The 18,588-nt window shown below is 70.5% G+C and carries 12 protein-coding genes; all 12 read right to left on the reverse strand.

From position 1 onward, the window contains the following. On the reverse strand, nucleotides 1-1,902 hold a 1,902-nt coding region (locus ABZ070_RS15920), incomplete at its 3' end, for a polynucleotide kinase-phosphatase (RefSeq protein ID WP_356634094.1). Further along, complete coding sequence (locus tag ABZ070_RS15925) at nucleotides 1,899-3,428, reverse strand: 3' terminal RNA ribose 2'-O-methyltransferase Hen1 (RefSeq protein WP_356634096.1); 1,530 nt, start codon at nucleotides 3,426-3,428, stop codon at nucleotides 1,899-1,901. The genes ABZ070_RS15920 and ABZ070_RS15925, both read right to left, overlap by 4 nt. 79 nt (nucleotides 3,429-3,507) lie before the next feature. Further along, on the reverse strand, nucleotides 3,508-4,422 hold the full coding sequence (gene mmuM / locus ABZ070_RS15930; protein WP_356634098.1) for a homocysteine S-methyltransferase: 915 nt from the start codon (nucleotides 4,420-4,422) through the stop codon (nucleotides 3,508-3,510). A 16-nt stretch (nucleotides 4,423-4,438) separates the two neighbouring features. Beyond that, complete coding sequence (locus ABZ070_RS15935) at nucleotides 4,439-5,362, reverse strand: LLM class F420-dependent oxidoreductase (RefSeq protein ID WP_356634100.1); 924 nt, start codon at nucleotides 5,360-5,362, stop codon at nucleotides 4,439-4,441. Nucleotides 5,363-5,435: 73 nt separating this feature from the next. After that, nucleotides 5,436-5,921: a DUF6099 family protein gene (locus ABZ070_RS15940; protein ID WP_356634102.1), complete on the reverse strand. Its 486-nt coding sequence runs from the start codon at nucleotides 5,919-5,921 to the stop codon at nucleotides 5,436-5,438. Between the two features lie 190 nt (nucleotides 5,922-6,111). Then, on the reverse strand, nucleotides 6,112-6,456 hold the full coding sequence (locus ABZ070_RS15945) for a nucleotide pyrophosphohydrolase (RefSeq protein ID WP_356634104.1): 345 nt from the start codon (nucleotides 6,454-6,456) through the stop codon (nucleotides 6,112-6,114). Next, nucleotides 6,453-7,703 (reverse strand): ATP-binding protein, encoded by a 1,251-nt coding sequence (locus tag ABZ070_RS15950; RefSeq protein ID WP_356634105.1) that lies wholly within the window; start codon nucleotides 7,701-7,703, stop codon nucleotides 6,453-6,455. The genes ABZ070_RS15945 and ABZ070_RS15950 overlap by 4 nt, the downstream gene beginning before the upstream one ends. A gap of 55 nt (nucleotides 7,704-7,758) precedes the next feature. Then, nucleotides 7,759-8,157, reverse strand: a complete 399-nt coding sequence (locus ABZ070_RS15955; RefSeq protein WP_356634107.1) for a cell division protein SepF — start codon at nucleotides 8,155-8,157, stop codon at nucleotides 7,759-7,761. An 83-nt stretch (nucleotides 8,158-8,240) separates the two neighbouring features. Next, a complete protein-coding gene (gene pulA / locus ABZ070_RS15960) occupies nucleotides 8,241-13,625 on the reverse strand; it encodes a pullulanase-type alpha-1,6-glucosidase (protein WP_356634109.1) in 5,385 nt (1,794 codons plus the stop codon). Nucleotides 13,626-13,736: 111 nt separating this feature from the next. After that, nucleotides 13,737-15,437 (reverse strand): carbohydrate-binding module family 20 domain-containing protein, encoded by a 1,701-nt coding sequence (locus tag ABZ070_RS15965; RefSeq protein WP_356634111.1) that lies wholly within the window; start codon nucleotides 15,435-15,437, stop codon nucleotides 13,737-13,739. A 399-nt stretch (nucleotides 15,438-15,836) separates the two neighbouring features. After that, nucleotides 15,837-16,925, reverse strand: a complete 1,089-nt coding sequence (locus ABZ070_RS15970; protein ID WP_356634113.1) for a LacI family DNA-binding transcriptional regulator — start codon at nucleotides 16,923-16,925, stop codon at nucleotides 15,837-15,839. Continuing rightward, complete coding sequence (locus ABZ070_RS15975) at nucleotides 16,913-18,562, reverse strand: glycoside hydrolase family 13 protein (RefSeq protein ID WP_356634115.1); 1,650 nt, start codon at nucleotides 18,560-18,562, stop codon at nucleotides 16,913-16,915. Before ABZ070_RS15975 ends, ABZ070_RS15970 begins: the two co-directional genes overlap by 13 nt. Between the last annotated feature and the right edge of the window lie 26 nt (nucleotides 18,563-18,588).

The following is an 18,588-nucleotide window of genomic DNA, read 5'->3' on the forward strand; positions in this document are numbered from 1 at the left end:
TCGCCTTCCCCGACGTCGCCGAGTCCCCAGATCGGCTGCATGTGGCGCTGCCGGTCGAGCCGGTGAAGCGAGCAGCAGCCAGTCGGTCTCCAGCTCGTCCCACAGCCCGGCGGCGGTGACGGCGGTGCGCAGGCGTTCGAGGATCTCCTCGGTGACCGCGGGGTCGTCGAAGAAGGGGCGCCCGGTGCGGGTGTGCAGCGCGCCCGTCGGGCCTCCGCCACGGCCTTCGGCGTGGGAGGTTACCCCACCGGTGCCGAACCGCTCGCGCGCGGCGTCGGCGTCCCGGCAGACCAGCGCCACCGCACGCGAGCCCATGTGTTTCTCCTCGCACACGACCTTGGTCACCCCGTCGGACCGGTACTGGGCGAAGGCCTCCACCGGGTGCTCCAGGTAGCCCTCCTCCTTCGACGTGGCGGTCGGCGCCATGGTCGGCGGCAGATACGCCAGCAGGCGCGGGTCGATCGCGAAGCGGCTCATGACCTCGAGCGCCGCGGCGGCGTTCTCCTCCCGTACGCCGATGCGGGCCATGTGGCGGGTCTCCACGACACGCCGGCCCTGCACATCGGCGAGGTCCAGCGGCCGGCCCTCACGGCCGCCCGGCGCCTCGGTGACCAGTGGCCGGACCGGCTCGTACCAGACCTTCTCCGCCTGCACGTCGACCAGTTCCCGCTCGGGCCAGCGCAGGGCGGTCATCTTCCCGCCGAAGACCGCGCCCGTGTCGAGACAGATGGTGTTGTTGATCCAGGAGGTGTTGGGCACAGGTGTGTGGCCGTAGACCACCGCGGCCCGGCCACGGTAGTCCTCGGCCCACGGGTAGCGGACGGGCAGCCCGAACTCGTCGGTCTCGCCGGTCGTCTCCCCGTACAGCGCGTGCGAGCGGACCCGGCCGGACGTGCGGCCGTGGTACTTCTCGGGCAGTCCGGCGTGGGCGACGACGAGCCTGCCCTCGTCGAGCACGTAGTGGCTGACGAGTCCGTCGATGAACTCCCGCACCTGCGTACGGAAGGTGTCGTCCTCCTTCTCCAGCTGTTCGATCGTCTCCGCGAGCCCGTGGGTGTGCTGAACGTTTCTGCCCTTGAGCCAGCGCCCGAGCTTGTTCTCGTGGTTGCCGGGCACGCACAGGGCACTGCCGCCCGCGACCATGCCCATCACCCGGCGCAGCACACCGGGGCTGTCCGGGCCGCGGTCGACGAGGTCTCCGACGAAGACGGCGGTACGGCCCTCGGGGTGTACGCCGTCCACATAACCGAGCTTGGCGAGCAGTGTCTCCAGCTCGGAGCTGCAGCCGTGGATGTCGCCGATGATGTCGAACGGTCCGGTCAGGTGCCGCAGGTCGTTGTAGCGGCGCTCGAGGACGACCTCGGCGCTCTCCGCCTCCTCGACGCTGCGCAGGATGTGCACCTTGCGGAAGCCCTCACGCTCCAGGCCGCGCAGCGAGCGGCGCAGTTCGCGGCGGTGGCGGGCGATGACGTGGCGGGGCATGTCGGAGCGGTCGGGGCGGGTCGCGTTGCGCTGCGCACAGACCTCTTCCGGCATGTCGAGCACGATCGCGATCGGCAGGACGTCGTGCTCACGCGCCAGCCGGACCAGCTGACGGCGGCTCTCCAGCTGCACGTTGGTGGCGTCGACGACGGTCAGCCGCCCGGCGGCGAGCCGCTTGCCGACGATGTAGTGCAGGACGTCGAAGGCGTCGCCGCTGGCGCTCTGGTCGTTCTCGTCGTCGGCGACCAGGCCGCGGCAGAAGTCGGAGGAGATGACCTCGGTCGGCTTGAAGTGCCTGCGCGCGAAGGTGGACTTGCCGGAGCCGCTGGCCCCGACGAGGACGACGAGGGACAGATCGGTCACCGGGAGCCGGCGGCCGGGGGTGCTGTCGGTGGTGCCGGTGGTCTCTGTGGTGCTCATGCGGCCTTCGCCTCCTTTGCCTTCTCCGTGATCCCGCTCTTCTCGGCGCGCGCCTTCCCGGCGTTCTCCGTCTGCGGGCCGGTGGTCCCGTTCATCTCGAACACCGCCATCTGCGTGGGCGGGCCCACCTCGGGGTCGTCGGGTCCGACCGGCACGTAGCGGACCTCGTAGCCGTGCCGCCCCGCCACACCGTCGGCCCAGGTGCGGAACTCCTCGCGGGTCCACTCGAACCGGTGGTCGCCGTGACGGACATGGCCGGCGGGCAGCGTCTCCCAACGGACGTTGTACTCGACGTTGGGAGTCGTCACGAGCACCGTCGTCGGCCGGGCCGAGCCGAACACCGCGTACTCGAGCGCGGGCAGCCGCGGCAGGTCGACGTGCTCGACGACCTCGCTCAGTACGGCCGCGTCGTATCCGGCAAGGCGCTTGTCCGTGTACGTGAGCGAGCCCTGCATCAGCTTGACGCGGGCCGCCTGGCGCTCGCCCATCCGCTCCAGCTTGAGCCGCCGTCCGGCGATGGTCAGCGCCCGCACCGAGACGTCCACGCCGACGATCTCGGTGAAGCGGACGTCCCCCAGCAGCGCCTGTACCAACTGGCCCTGACCGCAGCCCAGGTCGAGCACCCGGCTCGCGCCCGCCGTACGCAGTGCTTCGAGAATGGCCTCCCTGCGCTGCTCGGCGAGCGGGACGGGCCGCTCCTCGGTGTCGGTGGTCTCGTCGACGGCGTTGTCCACGTCCTCGACCTGGAGGTCGTCGGCCTCCGCGAGACGCGCCAGCTCCAGGCGCTCCATCGCCTGCCGGGTCAGCCCCCAGCGCCGGGACAGATAGCGGCTGGTGATCAGCTTCTGCTCGGGGTGGTCCGCGAGCCAGCCCTCGCCGGCGCGCAGCAGCTTGTCGACCTCGTCCGGTGCGACCCAGTAGTGCTTGGCGTCGTCGAGGACGGGCAGCAGGACGTAGAGCTGGCGCAGCGCGTCGGCGAGCCGCAGCTCTCCTTCGAGCACCAGCTGGACGTAGCGGGAGGCGCCCCATTCGGGGAACTTCGCGTCCAGCTCGACCGGTTCGGCCTCGACGGAACTCCAGCCGAGCGGCCCGAAGAGCTTGCGGACCAGTTCGGCGCCGCCTCGCGCGGGCAACGCGGGCACCTCGATGCGCAGCGGCAGCGGTGCCTCGGCCCGCTCGGGCAGCGCGGCGCAGACGCCGCGCAGGGCGCTCTTGAACACCGTGCTCAGTGCCACGGCCAGCAGGGACGACGCCGCATACGGTCGGTCGTTGACGTACTGCGCGAGCGCAGAGTCGGGGGCGCCGCCGCGGCCCTTGCCCTTGCCGCGCCGCACCAGCGCCACCGGATCCACCTCCAGGAGCAGCGCGGCCGTGCACCGCTCGGCCGACGCCTCGGGGTAGAAGACGTGTGCCGTGCCGTGCGAGGTGGAGAACGCCTGCGCCTTGTCGGGATGCTTGTGCAGCAGAAAGCCCAGGTCGGTCGCGGGACGCTCACGGGTGCCGGTGGTGCTGATCGTCAGGAACACGCGTTTGAGTATCGTCCGGTCGGCCGCCTCCGACCAGGGGTTTTCGCCACGTACTGGTCCACGGCGGGTCCGCGTTCCCTCACCTTTCCTCCTCGGGGGCCAGCAGCCGCGCCAGCTCCCCGATCTCGTGCGGCCCGACCCGGCAGCAGCCGCCGATCAGGCGGGCGCCGGCCGCGCGCCATGCGCGCACCTCGGCCGGGTCGTAGGCGGACCCGCCCCGCCAGGCCCGTGCGGCGGCGTCCCACCGTTCGCCGCTGTTGGGGTAGACGACGGCGGGTTTGCCGGTGACCTCGCAGGCGAGCGCCGCGGCGGTCACGGTGTCGCCCGGATCGCAGCAGTTGACCCCGACGGCGATCACCTCGTCGTGGCCGGCCGCCAGGGCGAAGGCCTCGGCCGCCGACTGGCCGGCCCGTGTCCGGCCGCCCGCGATCGTGTACGACAGCCACACCGGCACCCCGCACCCTTCCGCGGCAGCGAGCAGCGCCTGTGCCTCGTCCACGTCGGGCACGGTCTCCAGCGCGAGCACGTCGGGGCCGGCCGCCGCCAGCGCCTCGATCCTCGGCCGGTGGAAGCGCTCGAGCTCGCGCACACTCAGCCCGTAGCCGCCCCGGTACTCGCTGCCGTCCGCGAGCATCGCGCCGTACGGCCCGACGGAGGCGGCGACCCACACCTCGTGGTCCGCCCCCTCCGCCGCGGAGCGCGCGAGGTCGACGCTGCGGCCGAGCAGCCGGGTGGCTTCGGCCGGGCCGAGACCACGCCGGGCGAAACCCTCGAAGGTGGCCTGGTAGCTCGAGGTGATGAGCACCTGCGCACCCGCCCGTACGTATGCCGTGTGCGCCGCCTCGATCTGCCGCGGGCCGTCGACGAGCAGGGCGGCCGACCAGAGACTGTCGGACAGGTCGCACCCCTGGGCCTGCAGTTGATTCGACAGACCGCCGTCGAGGACGACGGTTCCTTGAGCGAGGGCGGCGGCGAGCGTACGGGCGGGTCTCACGTCTGCTCCCGGTGGATCAGGTCAACTGGGTCTGTACCTGGGACGAGATCAGCTCCAGGTGGTCCAGGTCGTCGAGGTCGAGCACCTGGAGGTAGATCCGCGACGCGCCGGCCTCGGCATAGCGGCCGATCTTGTCGACGACCTCCGCGGGCGAGCCGGCCAGTCCGTTCGCCTTCAGCTCGTCCACGTCACGGCCGATCGCCGCGGCGCGGCGTGCCACCTCCGCGTCGTCCTTGCCGGCGCACACCACGAGCGCGTTCGAGTAGACGAGGTCGTCCGCGGCACGACCGGCCTTCTCCGCGGCGGCGCGCACCCTGCCGAACTGCCGCTCGGTGTCCTCCAGCGAGGCGAAGGGCAGGTTGAACTCGTCCGCGTACTGCGCGGCGAGGCGGGGCGTGCGGGTGGACCCATGGCCGCCGATCAGCACAGGCACCTTCTGCTGGGCCGGCTTGGGCAGCGCCGGCGAGTCGGTCAGCTGGTAGTGCGTGCCCTCGAAGGAGAAGGTCTTGCCGGTCTCTGTGGCCCACAGCCCCGTGATGACCGCCAGCTGCTCCTCCAGCCGTGCGAACTTCTCCTTCGGGAACGGGATGCCGTAGGCCTTGTGCTCCTCCTCGAACCAACCCGCGCCCAGGCCCAGTTCGACACGGCCACCCGACATCTGGTCGACCTGGGCGACCTGGATCGCCAGCACACCCGGCAGCCGGAAGGTGCCCGCGGTCATCAGCGTGCCGAGGCGGATGCGCCTGGTCTCGCGCGCCAGTCCGGCCAGGGTGATCCAGGCGTCGGTCGGCCCGGGCAGGCCGTCGGCGGAGCCCATGCTCAGATAGTGGTCGGAGCGGAAGAAGGCGTCGAAGCCGAGGTCCTCGGTGGCTTTGGCAATGGTCAGCAGGGTGTCGTAGCTCGCACCTTGCTGGGGCTCGGTGAAGATTCGAAGATCCATGCTTCCATCCTGCACCTTCGGCCACCGGCCCGTCGCAGCCCCTCGCGGTCCCGGTCGGCCTCGTCCGCCGGCCTCAGGGCCCCGCCCGGCCGCGGACGGCTTCGGGCGGCCGGTCCGGCTCTCGCTCCGCGAGCCGGCGCAGCATGCCGCGCACCCGGTCGCTCGACTCGTCGGCGGCGTCTATCGTCTCGATGCACTGCCAGTACAGACCCTCGTCGTCGGTGGCGCACGCGACGCCGACCAGTGCGATGCCCACGTCCCCCAGCAGCACGTTCAGCCCGAGCAACGTCGCCTCCGGGTCGGCCACTTCGGTCAGTTGCGTGGCGCGGACGGAGCCGCTGCGGACCATCGGGTGGTCGAGCACGCCGCAGCCGCGGCCGCCGGTCTCGCTGAGGCCCCTGGCCTCGCCTCTCAGCTCCAGCGGGCCACTGAGCGCGAGCCGGGCCCCGATCGCCTGCGCGAGGGCCTGGGCCTGCCACGCCTCCGCGATGATGTCGGGCACTGCCCGGCTCTGGGCCAGCGCATGTCGGCAAACCCTGACGAGCCGTTCTGCATCCATGTACGCGCCCCCGTTCGTACGACTTTCCACCCACTGAGTTCATTACCCAGAGTGAAGCCCCTTGAGCCGAAAAGCCAGGGGAATTCGGAAATCTGTGGACAGCAAGCCTGTTGTGGATAACTTGACGACTCCATAGAGTGACGAAGCTGTGCCGTGCACCCTGTTGAACCCGCCCGTTCGCCTCCGGTTCTCACTTCCGCGGAAAACGGATCTCGTTGCGGTCGATCTTCTCCGACAGCGCCTGAAGGGCGTCGATCCCGAGCACCTCGCAGAACTGCAGCAGATACGCCAGCACATCGGCGACCTCGTCACGCACCCGGTGCGCCGCCTCCTCGTCCTCCATCACCCGCTCCGACTGCTCGGGGGTCAACCACTGGAAGATCTCCACCAGTTCGGACGCCTCGACGCTCAGCGCCACGGCCAGGTTCTTCGGGGTGTGGTAGGGCTCCCAGCCGCGCGCCGCCGCGAATGCGGCCAGCCGGCGCTGCAGCGCTTCGACATCCAGCCCGTCATCCAGCCCGTCGTCTCTCGTCACGGCACCAGGTCTACCACCGTCACGCCGCCGGTCTCCCGCGCGCACGAGCCGTCGGTGACCGTCCCCACCAGCCTGATGTGTCCCCGGGCACACATCTCGGCTCCGAGGGCGACGAGTTGACGCGTCTGCGTCGGGTCGAGGCTGCGGTCGAAGCCGTCCGCGAGAACCGTCAGCGACTGGTAGGCCACCGGCACCTCGGCCACCTGGTCCATGGCGAGCACCCCGGGCCCGGTGAGCAGCACCAGTGCGAGACCCAGATACCTGAGCTCGCCCTCGCCGAGCCGCCCCACCGGAGTCGACCCTCCGGCGCCGCCCCGTGCGAGCAGGGCGCGCACCCGCCCGTTCGCCAGCTCCTCGACGGCCAGGTCGTCCACGGCTCCCGCGCACCCCATCCGTGCCGCCGCCGTGAGTCGCGCATGCCGCTTGGCGCATTCGCTGCGGGTGCGGTGCAGTACGGCGGCCAGGTTGTCGCAGCCGCGGCGCAGCCGTCCCGCTCCCGTGGGCACCGGCTCGCGCATCAGCTCCGGCCGCGGGTCGCAGGCGAAGACCGAGCGCAGTGCGACGACCACCTGCTCGGCCGCCGCGAGCACCTGTAACTGCGCGTCGGTCCTGCCCGCGACGTGCAGCGGCAGCAGCGCCGTGCCGAGCCGGTCGTCGGGCAACGGCCCGCGGGTGACGGCCGCGGAGCCCGCGGTGAGCCAGGCGGCCTCGACCACGGAGCGTGCCGGATCGCGCAGTGCCGTGTTCAGCAAGGTGCGTCCGCCGCAGGTCAGCCGCTCCCCCGCGATACGCAGACGTGGTTCGGCCTGCACCGCCAGGTCGAGCAGGACCGGACCGGCCGGCCCGTCGACCGTGCAGCCGATGCGGAATCCGCGCCGCCCCTGCCGGTCCGCCACCGCCCGCTCGGGGACGCACTCGGACGGCTCGGGGAAGGCGGTGGTCAGGTCGTAGCCCGCACCGAGGAGGGCGAGGGCCTCGTACGCAGCCAGGGCGCTCGACTTGCCGCTTCCGCTGGCGCCCGCGAAGAGCGTCATGGGGCCGAGCGGGAAGGCGGCGGAGCGATGGGATCTGAAGGAGGAGAGCCGCAGTTCCGTGACGGCCGGCCGGGCGTTGGCCGGGCGGGCGTTGGCGGGGCTGATGTGGGCCGGCGGGCGGGCGTCAGCCGGTGGGCGGGCGTTGGCGGGGCGGGCGGCGACTGCCCCGCCCGGTGACGTCTGCGGGTCGATGACCAGCGTCTTCGCGTCCATGAGCGGGACGGTACGCAGCCCGCGACACGCCGAACCGTTCCGCCTCGGGGCCTTCCTACGAATGGGGGACGGCGGCCGCGGCGATCCCTTCGACCTCGGTGCCGACGGGTGCGAGCAGGAAGACGTTCCGGTCGACGCGGTGCATTCCGCTGCCGAGTCCGAACACGACTCCACTGGTGAAGTCGAGGATCCGCTTGGCGACTTCGGTCTCCGCGCCGGTGAGGTCGAGCAGTACCGGTGTCTGGTTGACCAGGTACTCCGCGACCTCGCGGGCGTCGGCGAAGACCTGGACCCGCAGTACGACGAAGCGACGGTTCTCGGGGGCCGCGTACTCCCGTGCCACGGTGCGGTGATCGACCCGCGACGGCCACTCGTTGCGGCTTCGCAGCGGCACCACCTGGGCCAGACCCTCCCACTGCTCGTCGGTGACGTCGTACCTCTCGTACCTACTCATGGCTCCATCCTCGCCCCCCTCACCCGTTCGGCCCAACAGCGACACGGGTGAGGGGACGGGAACCTCGTGTGACGAAGCGCTCGTCAGCCGCGCTCGAACACGGCGACCGTACGCGCCGGGACCGTGAACGTGCCCGAACCCGCCTCGTACGACGACGCCTTGACGACAGCGTCCGCGCCGGACCGCTGGACGGGGTGCAGGGCGTAGCCCTTGCCCGACAGTTCGCCGACGCGCTGGGTCTGCTGCTCGGGAGTGGCGTTGAACACCACCACGAGGTCGTCGAGCCGCATCGTGATCACACCGGGGGTCTCGTCCTTCCCGGACAGCGGGAAGGACAGCGCCGACTGCACCTGACCCGCGGTGCTCAGGCCGAAGGCCGGCTCACCGGTGCGGATCTCGAGCAGGTCGCGGTAGGCGGCGGAGGTGCCGTTGATCTCCGTACAGCCCACGGTCAGCGACGGGGCGGTCAGCAGCGGCCGGGCGAAGCCCCACTTGGACTTGTTGTCGGCCTCCGGAGGCAGGCCGCGGCCGAAGCCGTTGCCGTCCCGGCAGTCCCAGTGGATGGCGTTGAACCAGTCGCCGCTGTCGTACGAGTTGCGGTCCAGCGACTTGGAGCGCAGCAGGTCGGTTCCCGCCTGGGAGAGCGCGGGCCCCTGGGACAGCGCGGAGGTCGCCATCGCGAGCACCTGCATACGGGCCCGGTCGGACGGGGACGTGCCGGCCGGGAGTTTGAAGGCGAGCGCGTCGTACAGCGACTCGTTGTCGTGAGCGTCCGAGTAGGCCAGAGCGTCACCGGGTGCGGCGGCGTAGCCCGCCGGGGCGCCGTTGTAGTCGACCTCGGAGCCCTTGACGGTGCGGCCACTGGTGTCGGTGAAGGAGTAGGACGCGAGGTTGCCGGACAGACCGACCTTGATCAGGTCCTGGTAGTGCAGCAGCCGCGCCTTCTGCTCGGCCTCGGTGCCGTTGGCCTTCGAGGTGTTGGGGTCGGTGTAGAGACCCGAGCCGAAGCCCTGCACACCGGGGTCCTCGTCGAACGGGCCACCGCCGCGGACCGCGTCGCGAGCCCGGTCGGAGAAGGTCGCGATGCCGGTGCCGGCCATGTTCTTCTGAGTGGCCTGGACGAAGCGGGCGTCGTCGGCGATCTCGCCGAAGTTCCACCCCTCCCCGTAGAGAATGATCTTCTTTCCGTCCACGCCGTCACGCTCAAGCGTCAGCTCGTCGAGTGCGGCGCGCACCGCCAGGATGTTGGCCTTCGGGTGGTGGCCCATCAGGTCGAAGCGGAAGCCGTCCACCTTGTAGTCGCGCGCCCACGTCACGATCGAGTCCACGACGAGCTTGCCCATCATGGCGTTCTCGGGCGCGGTGTTCGCGCAGCATGTGGAGGTGGCGACACTGCCGTCGGCCAGCAGGCGCTGGTAGTAGCCGGGTACGACCTTGTCGAGCACGGACTTGTCCGACTGGCCGCTCGCCACGGTGTGGTTGTAGACCACGTCCATGACGGTGCGCAGACCGTCCTCGTTCAGGGCCTTGACCATCTGCCGGAACTCGACGGTGCGCCGGGTGCCGTCCGGGTCGGTCGAGTAGGAGCCTTCGGGGACCGTGTAGTGCAGCGGGTCGTAGCCCCAGTTGAAGGCGTCCTTGGCCGCGGCCTTCGCGACGCACGCCTGCTGCTCCGCGGAGTCGGGCGCGTAGATCTTCAGGTCGCACTCGGGCTGCTGCTGGTCGGACTTCTTCTCGGGGATGGTGCCGATGTCGAAGGCGGGCAGCAGATGCACGTACGACGTGCCCGCGCCGGCGAGGTCCCGCAGGTGCTTCGAGCCCTTGCTGTCCTTGTCGGTGAAGGCGAGGTACGTGCCCTTGTGGTCGGCCGTGGGGTCCGCGACGGAGAAGTCGCGGATGTGCAGCTCCTGGATCTGGGCGTCCTTCAGCGGTACGGCTGCCGGCTTCTTCAGCGTCGACCAGCCCTTGGGGGCATGGGACTTGTCGGTGAGGTCGGCGACGACGCTCGCCTGCGAGTCGGCGGTCAGCGCGAGTGAGTAGGGGTCGGTGACCTTGTTGGTGACGACCTTCTGGACGCCGGGCGCCCAGACCTTCACGTGGTACCGGTACGTGTCGCCCTTCCAGTTCTTCCTGCCCTTGACGGACCAGACACCGCTCGCGTCGTCGCGGCGCATGGCGACGGTCTTGCCGTCGAGTTCCAGGGAGACCTGCTGGGCGGTCGGGGCCCACAGCCGCAGCGTCGGCACACCCTTGCGGTCGAAGGTGGCGCCGAGCTCGGCCTGGGTGGCTTTCGCGGCGTAGAGGTCGTCGAGTACGCCGGCGATCTGGACGCCCGTGGCGGTCAGGGCCGCCCCGTTGGCTGCGAACTGCGCCGCTACGACCTGCCCGCGCAGCGCCTCACGCACCCGGTCGCGGTCGCGCGGGTCGACGCTGTACGCGGTGTACGCCTTGAGGTGGGGGAACTTCGCCTTCTGGGTGTCGCTCAGCTCCGACTCGTTCAGCCGCAGCATCTGCCGGTCGCCGGTGAGGGCGCCGTCCTTGACGGCGATGGAACCGTCGCGGGAGTAGAGGAGCGCGCTGGAGGCGGCGGCGTCGCTGCCGTTCCAGGCGACGGTGTTCTCGTCGATCCACACGGCCTGGGACTTGGTGAGGTCCAAGGCCGCGCCGCCCCCCTTGGGCTGAGGCAGCAGGTACTTCTGCTGACCGGCGAGCAGCCAGACCTCGTGGCCGGTGGCCTTGAGGTCGAGCGACTGGTCGGAGGGCAGGTCCTTCTCGTCGCCCTTGTGCAGGATGTAGCTGAGCGAGGTGGCCCCGGACGCGAGCGGCACTTCGTACACCGCGCCGTACGCATCGGTCCGAACGGGCTCCAGCGGCTTCGACCAGTCGGTCGGATTCGCGGCGCCGGTCCAGGTGTGCAGGCCCCAGCCGGCGTAGTCACCGTCGGCGCGCTTGTAGTGCAGCACAGCCTTTGTCGTGTCCTGCGGCGGGTACGCACCCTCGGGGGCGGCGCTGAGGACCTCCGGCTTGCCCTGCTCGATCCAGACCTCGCCCGTCCTGGACAGGTCGATGGCGCGGTCGGCGTCGGTGTCCTTCACTCCGTCCTTGTTCACGGCGATGAAGCCGACGGAGGAGGCACCGGGCTTGAGCTTGACGTAGGCGAAGGCGCCATAGGCGTCGCGGCCGGTGAACGGCTTGCCGGCGGGCCAGGTGGTGCCCTCGCCGTCCGCGATGTCGCCCCACGTGTACAGGCCCCAGTCGGCGTAGTTGCCGTCCGTGCGCTTGTAGTGGACGATCGCGTAGTCACGCTGGGTGGCGGTCGGCGGCTGCGGAATGGCGGGCGCGCCGCTGGTGGCGGCGGCGGTGGCGCTCGCGACACGGCCCGCGCTGTCGACGACGACGGCCTTGTAGCGAAGGGCCGTTCCGGCCGGGGCGGTGACCTTGTGCGTGACCTTGTAGGGGGCGTGGTCGGCGGTGCCGAGGACCTGCCACTTGGCGTTGCCGGTCTGGGCGGCGAAGACGACGCGGCCCAGCTGTCCGCCGTCGACGTCGGCGGAGATCTCCACGGTGCCGGTGGCTCCGTCCGCGGGGGCCTTCAGCGTGAGCGACGGCTTCGTGGCGGGCGCGGCGAGCGGCTTCGCCGCCTTCAGCACCAGGGAGCCCAGCGCCGGGACGGTCACCTTCACCTTGGAGTCCGTGCCGCTGGTGACCTCGGTGTCACCGCCGTGGATCGCGGTGAAGTCCGTGCCGGTGGAGCCGGTGGGGATCTCGACGGTCCTCGCCTCGGTGGCGCTGTTCACGGCGACGACGTACTCCGTCTTCGCCCGGGCGTCGGTACGGGAGAAGGCGTACACCGAGCCCTCCGCGTACCGTTCCTGCTGGATGCCGTCGCGCAGCGCCGGATTCGCCTTCGTGAGCTTCGCCAGTGCGGCGATCTGCCGGTACAGCGGATGCGTGGTGTCGTACGCGTCCTTCGCGTGCGTGCGGTCGGTGCCGATCTGGTCGTCGTCCAGGTAGTCGGCGGTCTTCGAGGCGAAGAGGGTCTGGCGGGAGTCCTTGTCGCCGCCGGCACCCGTGTAACCCTGCTCGTCCCCGTAGTAGACGACCGGGTTGCCGCGGCTGAGGAACATCAGCTCGTTGGCGAGCCGGTACCGCGCCAGCAGCTCGCGGTCGTCCGCCTTCGCGTTGTCCTGCCGCAGGAAGGTGCCGAAGCGGCCCATGTCGTGGTTGCCGAGGAAGGGCACCGACTCGTAGGCGTTGGCCTTGTCGGTGGTGTAGCGGTAGTCCTGCGCGAAGAGGTTCGCCAACTTGCCGGCGGAGCCGCCCTGCGAGGCGAAGGTGCGCACCGCGTCCTGGAAGGGGAAGTCGAGCGTGGCGTCCAGGCGGCCCTCGGTGACGTACTTCGAGGTGATGGCCGGGTCGGCGGAGTAGACCTCGCCGAACATGAAGAAGTCGTCACGGCCCCGCTCGGCGGCGTACTCGTCGAGCGCGGTGGCCCACTGGGTCCAGAACTCGGTGTTGACGTGCTTGACCGTGTCGATACGGAAGCCGTCGATGCCGAAGTCGCGGACCCAGCGCTGGTAGATCTTCGCCATCCCCTCGACGACCTCGGGACGCTCGGTCCACAGGTCGTCCAGTCCGACGAAGTCGCCGTACTCGGAGGACTCGCCGGCGAAGGTCGAGTCACCCCGGTTGTGGTACATCGCCGGGTCGTTGAGCCACGCGGGGACCTTGAGGTCCTTCTTGGCCGCGGGAACGACGGGGGTGCGCGGGAAGGAGTCCTCGTCCGTCGCGGGGAAACGCTTCGTCCCGGCCGCGTAGTCGGCGTCGTCGAACGGCACGCCGTCCTTCGTCAGATAGGGGAAGGCGCCCTTGGAGAGGTAGCCGTATGACTTCTCCTGGTAGTCGACGACGTCGGCGGTGTGGTTGGTGATGACGTCGAAGAAGACCTTCATGCCCTTGGAGTGGGCCTTGTCGATCAGCCGCTCGAGGTCGGCATTGGTGCCGAAGTGCGGGTCGACCTGGGTGAAGTCGGTGATCCAGTAGCCGTGGTAGCCGGCGCTGGCGTCCTTCCCCTCGCCCTGGACGGGCTGGTTCTTGAAGATGGGTGCCATCCAGATGGCGGTGGTGCCGAGGCCCTTGATGTAGTCCAGCTTCTCGGTGAGCCCCTTGAGGTCGCCGCCCTGGTAGAAGCCCTTGTCGGTGGGGTCGTAGCCGGTGGTGAGGCGCGAACCGGTCAGTCCGCCGCGGTCGTTCCTCGTGTCGCCGTTCGCGAACCGGTCGGGCAGGACGAAGTAGAACTGCTCGCGGGTCAGGTCGTGGCGTGCCGGCTGGGCGGCGAGCGACCTGTCGGAGGGCGGCGGGGGCGGCTTCGGCGCGGCCGCCGCCTGTACGGCGGGGACGATCGCCGCGACCGTCACCGCCGCGACCGCTGCCGCGGCCAGGCGAAGGTTGGAGCGGGGGCGTATCAAGGGTCGGTCTCCTCGAGGAGGGTGCTGGAGCAGAGAGTGGTGGAACAGACGGTGGTGGAGAAGAGTGCGCCCCGCGCGCGGGAAGCGCGCGGGGCGGCGTGAACTCCTGGGCTAGCCGCGCCAGGTGTCGTTCAGCGTGACCTTGCCGGAGGCGGGGACGGTGGCGGTGCGGTTGGCGCCGCTCTCCCAGGTGACGTTGCCGGCCGCGTCCTTGCGGATGTACTTGTACTCGAAGGACGCACCGGCGGGCAGGGCGACGTCGAGCTTCCACACGGGGTAGCCCGCCGGGTCCAGCTTGGGGGCGCCGGCCGGGCTCCAGTTGCCGAGCTCGGGCCGGTTGCCGGTGACGTGGATGTTCTGGCCCATGGCCGTGGTGGCGTTCACGGCGAACGACGCGCCCGCCCCCACCGGGTCCGGGTCGGTGTCGCCCCCGGTGCAGTTCCGGGCGTTCACGTGCAGCGCTACGGCGGTGTTCGCGCCGAGGGCGGCGGTGAACCGGCCGGAGCCGTCGACGGTCACGGGGTTACCGCTCTGCACGTCGCAGTAGGTTCCGGAGGGCAACGAGGTCTGGAACGTACGGCTCAGGGACGAACCCTCGTGGTTGATCGCCACATAGGCCTTGTCGCCGCGTCCGAAGGCGATCTGGTCGCCGCCGTTGTCCCACCAGTTGGTGACCGCCTGCCCACGGGCGGTGTTGCGGAAGGCGACCATGGAGGAGATCTCGCGCCAGGCGTGCTGGCACTTCCAGCCGTCGCTGTAGCAGGCGTTGACCCCTCCGCCGTTCGGCGGGCCCGCGTCGTGGTTCGAGAACTCGTAACCGGAGTGGACGTCGGGCGAACCGTAGGGCCAGGCGAGCATGAAGACGTGCGCCAGCGTGTAGTTGGCGCCGTCCTTGTAGGTGAGGGTGTCACCGACGCGTTCGGTGTCGTGGTTGGTGACGAAGACGGCGGACTTGCCGGACTGCATGAAGCCCCAGCCCTCGCCGAAGTTCTTCAGGTAGGCGAGGTTCTCGCTGTTGAAGACCTGCTTGAGGCCGCGTCCGTAGCGGAACTCCTGGACGTCGCCGCTGCCGAGGTACTCGTCCGGGGAGACGGCCTCGCCTGCGCCGTGGATGGCCTCGTGCTTCCAGTAGACGTTCGGGTTGCTCAGCCTGGCCTTGATGGCGGCGAGGTCGTTCGCCGGCATGTGCTTGGCGGCGTCGATGCGGAAGCCGTCGACGCCGAGCGACAGCAGGTCGTTCAGATAGCCGGCGATCTTGCCCCGGACGTAGTCCTCGCCGGTGTCCAGGTCCGCGAGACCGACGAGTTCGCAGTTCTGCACGTTCCCGCGGTCCTGGTAGTTGCTGATGTGCGAGGTGCAGTCGTCCATGTCGGGCGACGAGTACAGACCGGGGTAGTTGTACTTGGTGTACGAGGAGCCGCCGGTGCCGGTTCCGGAGCCGGCCGCCATGTGGTTGATGACGGAGTCCGCCACGACCTTGACGCCCGCCGAGTGGCAGGCGTTCAGCATGCTCCGGAAGGCGGCGCGGTCACCGAGACGGCCGGCGATCCGGTAGCTGACGGGCTGGTACGACGTCCACCACTGGCCGCCCTGGATGTGCTCCTGGGGCGGTGACACCTGGACGTACCCGTAGCCGGCGGGGCCGAGGGTGTCCGTACAGGCTTTGGCGACCGAGGCGAACGTCCACCCGAACATCACCGCGGTGACGTCCTTGTCGCCCGGCGGGGCGGCCTGAGCGGGACTGGGGGCCGTGACGGCGACGGCGGCTCCTGCCACTACGGCGAGCGCCGCGGCCACGGTTCTGCTGGCCATGAATCCTCCTGGGCTCACAGGAAGGTGCGGATGCGAGGGGTCAGCCTCGTGCGGCAACGCGCCGTGCCCGCAAGGCCTTTTGGATTTCTTGCTGCAAGAAGTCTGAAACTCGTTGCGGTCGAGACCGTAAGCCCCGCTCGCCCACCGGTCAAGCCTCCGGGCAGACTCCGACGACATGCGCGAGAACAGGCCGTTTCGTGACCGCAAACTCTTTCGCAAGTCATTGCAGTGGTGTTACGTTCACCCACGACTCCGGTCCGGTCCTTACCAGAGCCGTGGCCGGCCCGTGGCAGGGGCCGCTGGTGGTCACCCTTGGTGGGTGGCCTCCACGGGGCTTGCCTCGGCCGGGGGTCCCGGTCAGTGCCGGGCCCCACGCGCCCGGCCGGCCGGGCCGGTCACTCAGACCCGCCGCGGCGCACCCGTCGACCCGCGCACCACGAGTTCCGGCTGGAAGACGAACTCAGTTCTCCCCCAGCTACCGCTGGGAGGTGCCCCCTGCACCGGGTTTCCGTCGATCTCCTCGACGAGCGCGTCCACCGCGGCCGTCGCCATCGCCTGCACCGGCTGCCGCACCGTCGTCAGCGGCGGATCCGTGAACGCGATGAGGGGCGAGTCGTCGAAGCCGACCACCGAGACGTCCCCGGGCACGTCGAGTCCTCTCGCACGCACCGCCCTGATCGCGCCGAGCGCCATGAGGTCGCTGCCGCAGACGATCCCGGTGCACCCCTGGTCGAGCAGAAGACCGGCGGCGGCCTGCCCGCCCTCGACCGAGAACAGGGTGCGCTGAATGAGACGTTCGGCGTCGTCCGGCGCCATGCCGAGCATCGACTCGAGGGCTGCGGTGAACCCCTCCGCCTTGCGCAGGGAGGGAACGTAGCGGGTCGGCCCGATGGCCAGACCGATGCGCTCATGGCCGAGTTCGACGAGATGACGTACGGCCATCCGGGCCGCCGACCGGTCGTCGGGCGACACGAACGGCGCCTCGACGGCCTCGTTGTAGCCGTTGATGAGGACGAACGGCAGGCCACGACCGGTCAGTTTGAGGTAGCGGGACGGATCGGCCGTCATGTCGGCGTGCAGGCCGGAGAGGAACACGATGCCGGTGACGCCGCGTTCCTCCAGCTGCTCGACCAGCTCGTCCTCCGTCGAGCCGCCCGGCATCTGGGTGCACAGCACGGGCGTGTAGCCGTGCCCTGCCAGCACCTGCTCGATCACCTGGGCGAAGGCCGGGAAGATCGGGTTGGTCAGCTCGGGGATGATCAGACCGACGAGGCCGGCGCTGCGCCGGCGCAGCCGCACCGGCCGCTCGTAGCCGAGCACGTCGAGAGCGGCCAGCACCTTGTGCCTCGTAGCGGCGGCGACACCGGCCTTGCCGTTGAGCACCCTGCTGACCGTGGCTTCGCTGACCTGGGCCTGGACGGCGAGGTCGGCGAGCCTCGGGGCGGCGCTCGCGTCGCCCCGAGGCACGGGAATCGTCACACCGCCCACCAGACGGTGGTGTCGGCAGGGATCTCTGCCATGTCGTCCACGATCATGACGGTCTCGTTGGCGAGCAGGTTCCGGCCGGGCGCCGGAAGCCTGACCGTGGTGCCCGTGGTGTTGGCGGTGCACACGAAGCCGTCGCGGCTGAAGGCGAGCACCCCCTCGGGGGAGTCCAGCCACTGGACCTCCTCGCCCGCGCCGAGCCCCTGGTGGTCGCGGCGGACGGCGAGCGCGCTGCGGTAGAGCTCGAGCGTGGAGCCGGGGTCGCCGGTCTGCGCCTCGACGCTCAGCGCACCCCACTCGGCGGGCTGCGGCAGCCAGCTGCCGCCACTGCCGAAGCCGTAGGAGGAGCCGTCCGCGGTCCACGGGATCGGCACCCGGCAGCCGTCGCGGAAGCCGTCCTGCCCGCTGGCCCGCCAGAACGACGGGTCCTGGCGGACCTCGTCCGGCAGGTCGGTGACGTCGGGCAGGCCGAGCTCCTCGCCCTGGTAGACGTAGGCGGAGCCGGGCAGCGCCAGCATCAGCAGGGTGGCGGCGCGGGCGCGGCGCAGACCGAGCTCGCGGTCGCCTGCCTCGCGCAGCTGGGTGCCGAGGCCCGCCGGGTTGGCGAAGCGGGTGGCGTGCCGGGTGACGTCGTGGTTGGAGAGCACCCAGGTGGTGGGCGCGCCCACCGGCCGCATGGCGGCGAGCGAGTCGTCGATGACCTTGCGCAGCTGTGCGGCGTCCCAGTGGGTGCCCAGGTACTGGAAGTTGAAGGCCTGGTGCATCTCGTCGGGGCGTACGTAGTTGGCGGTGCGCTCGACGGTGGGCGTCCAGGCCTCGGCGACGAGCACGCGCTCGTCGCCGTACTCCTGGAGGACCTTGCGCCAGGACCGGTAGACCTCGTGGACGCCGTCCTGGTCGAAGAACGGCATGACATCGTTTCCGAGCAGCTTCAGCTGGTCGTGCTTGCCGAGGTCGGGCAGACCCTGGGCCTTGATCAGGCCGTGGGCGACGTCCACGCGGAAACCGTCGACGCCCATGTCGAGCCAGAACCGCAGGATCGAGCGGAACTCGTCGCGTACGGCGGCGTGCTCCCAGTTGAAGTCGGGCTGCTCGGGCGCGAACAGGTGGAGGTACCACTCGCCGTCCGGGGTGCGGGTCCAGGCGGGGCCGCCGAAGATGGACTCCCAGTCGTTGGGGGGAAGTTCGCCGTTCACGCCCTTGCCGGTGCGGAAGTGGTAGCGCTCCCTCAGCGGCGAGCCGGGGCCTTCGCGCAGGGCGCGCTGGAACCACTCGTGCTGGTCGGAGGAGTGGTTGGGCACCAGGTCGACGATGACGCGCAGGTCCAGTTCGTGGGCCTCGCGGATCAGGGCGTCGGCGTCGAGCAGGTTGCCGAACATGGGGTCGATGGCGCGGTAGTCGGCGACGTCGTATCCGGCGTCGGCCTGCGGCGAGGCGTAGAAGGGGCTGAGCCAGACGGCGTCGACGCCGAGGTCCCGCAGGTACGGCAGCCGGCTGCGGATGCCTTCCAGGTCTCCCATGCCGTCGCCGTTGCCGTCGGCGAAGCTGCGCGGGTACACCTGGTAGATCACCGCGTCGCGCCACCAGCCCGTGTGCGTGCCGGAGGTGGGGGCGGCGGGGGCAGCAAGGTGCTGGGTCATGTCATCCCTGGAGGTGATGGGGTGGG

It is taken from the genome of Streptomyces sp. NPDC006283, from assembly GCF_040613325.1.
Taxonomy (GTDB): Bacteria; Actinomycetota; Actinomycetes; order Streptomycetales; family Streptomycetaceae; genus Streptomyces.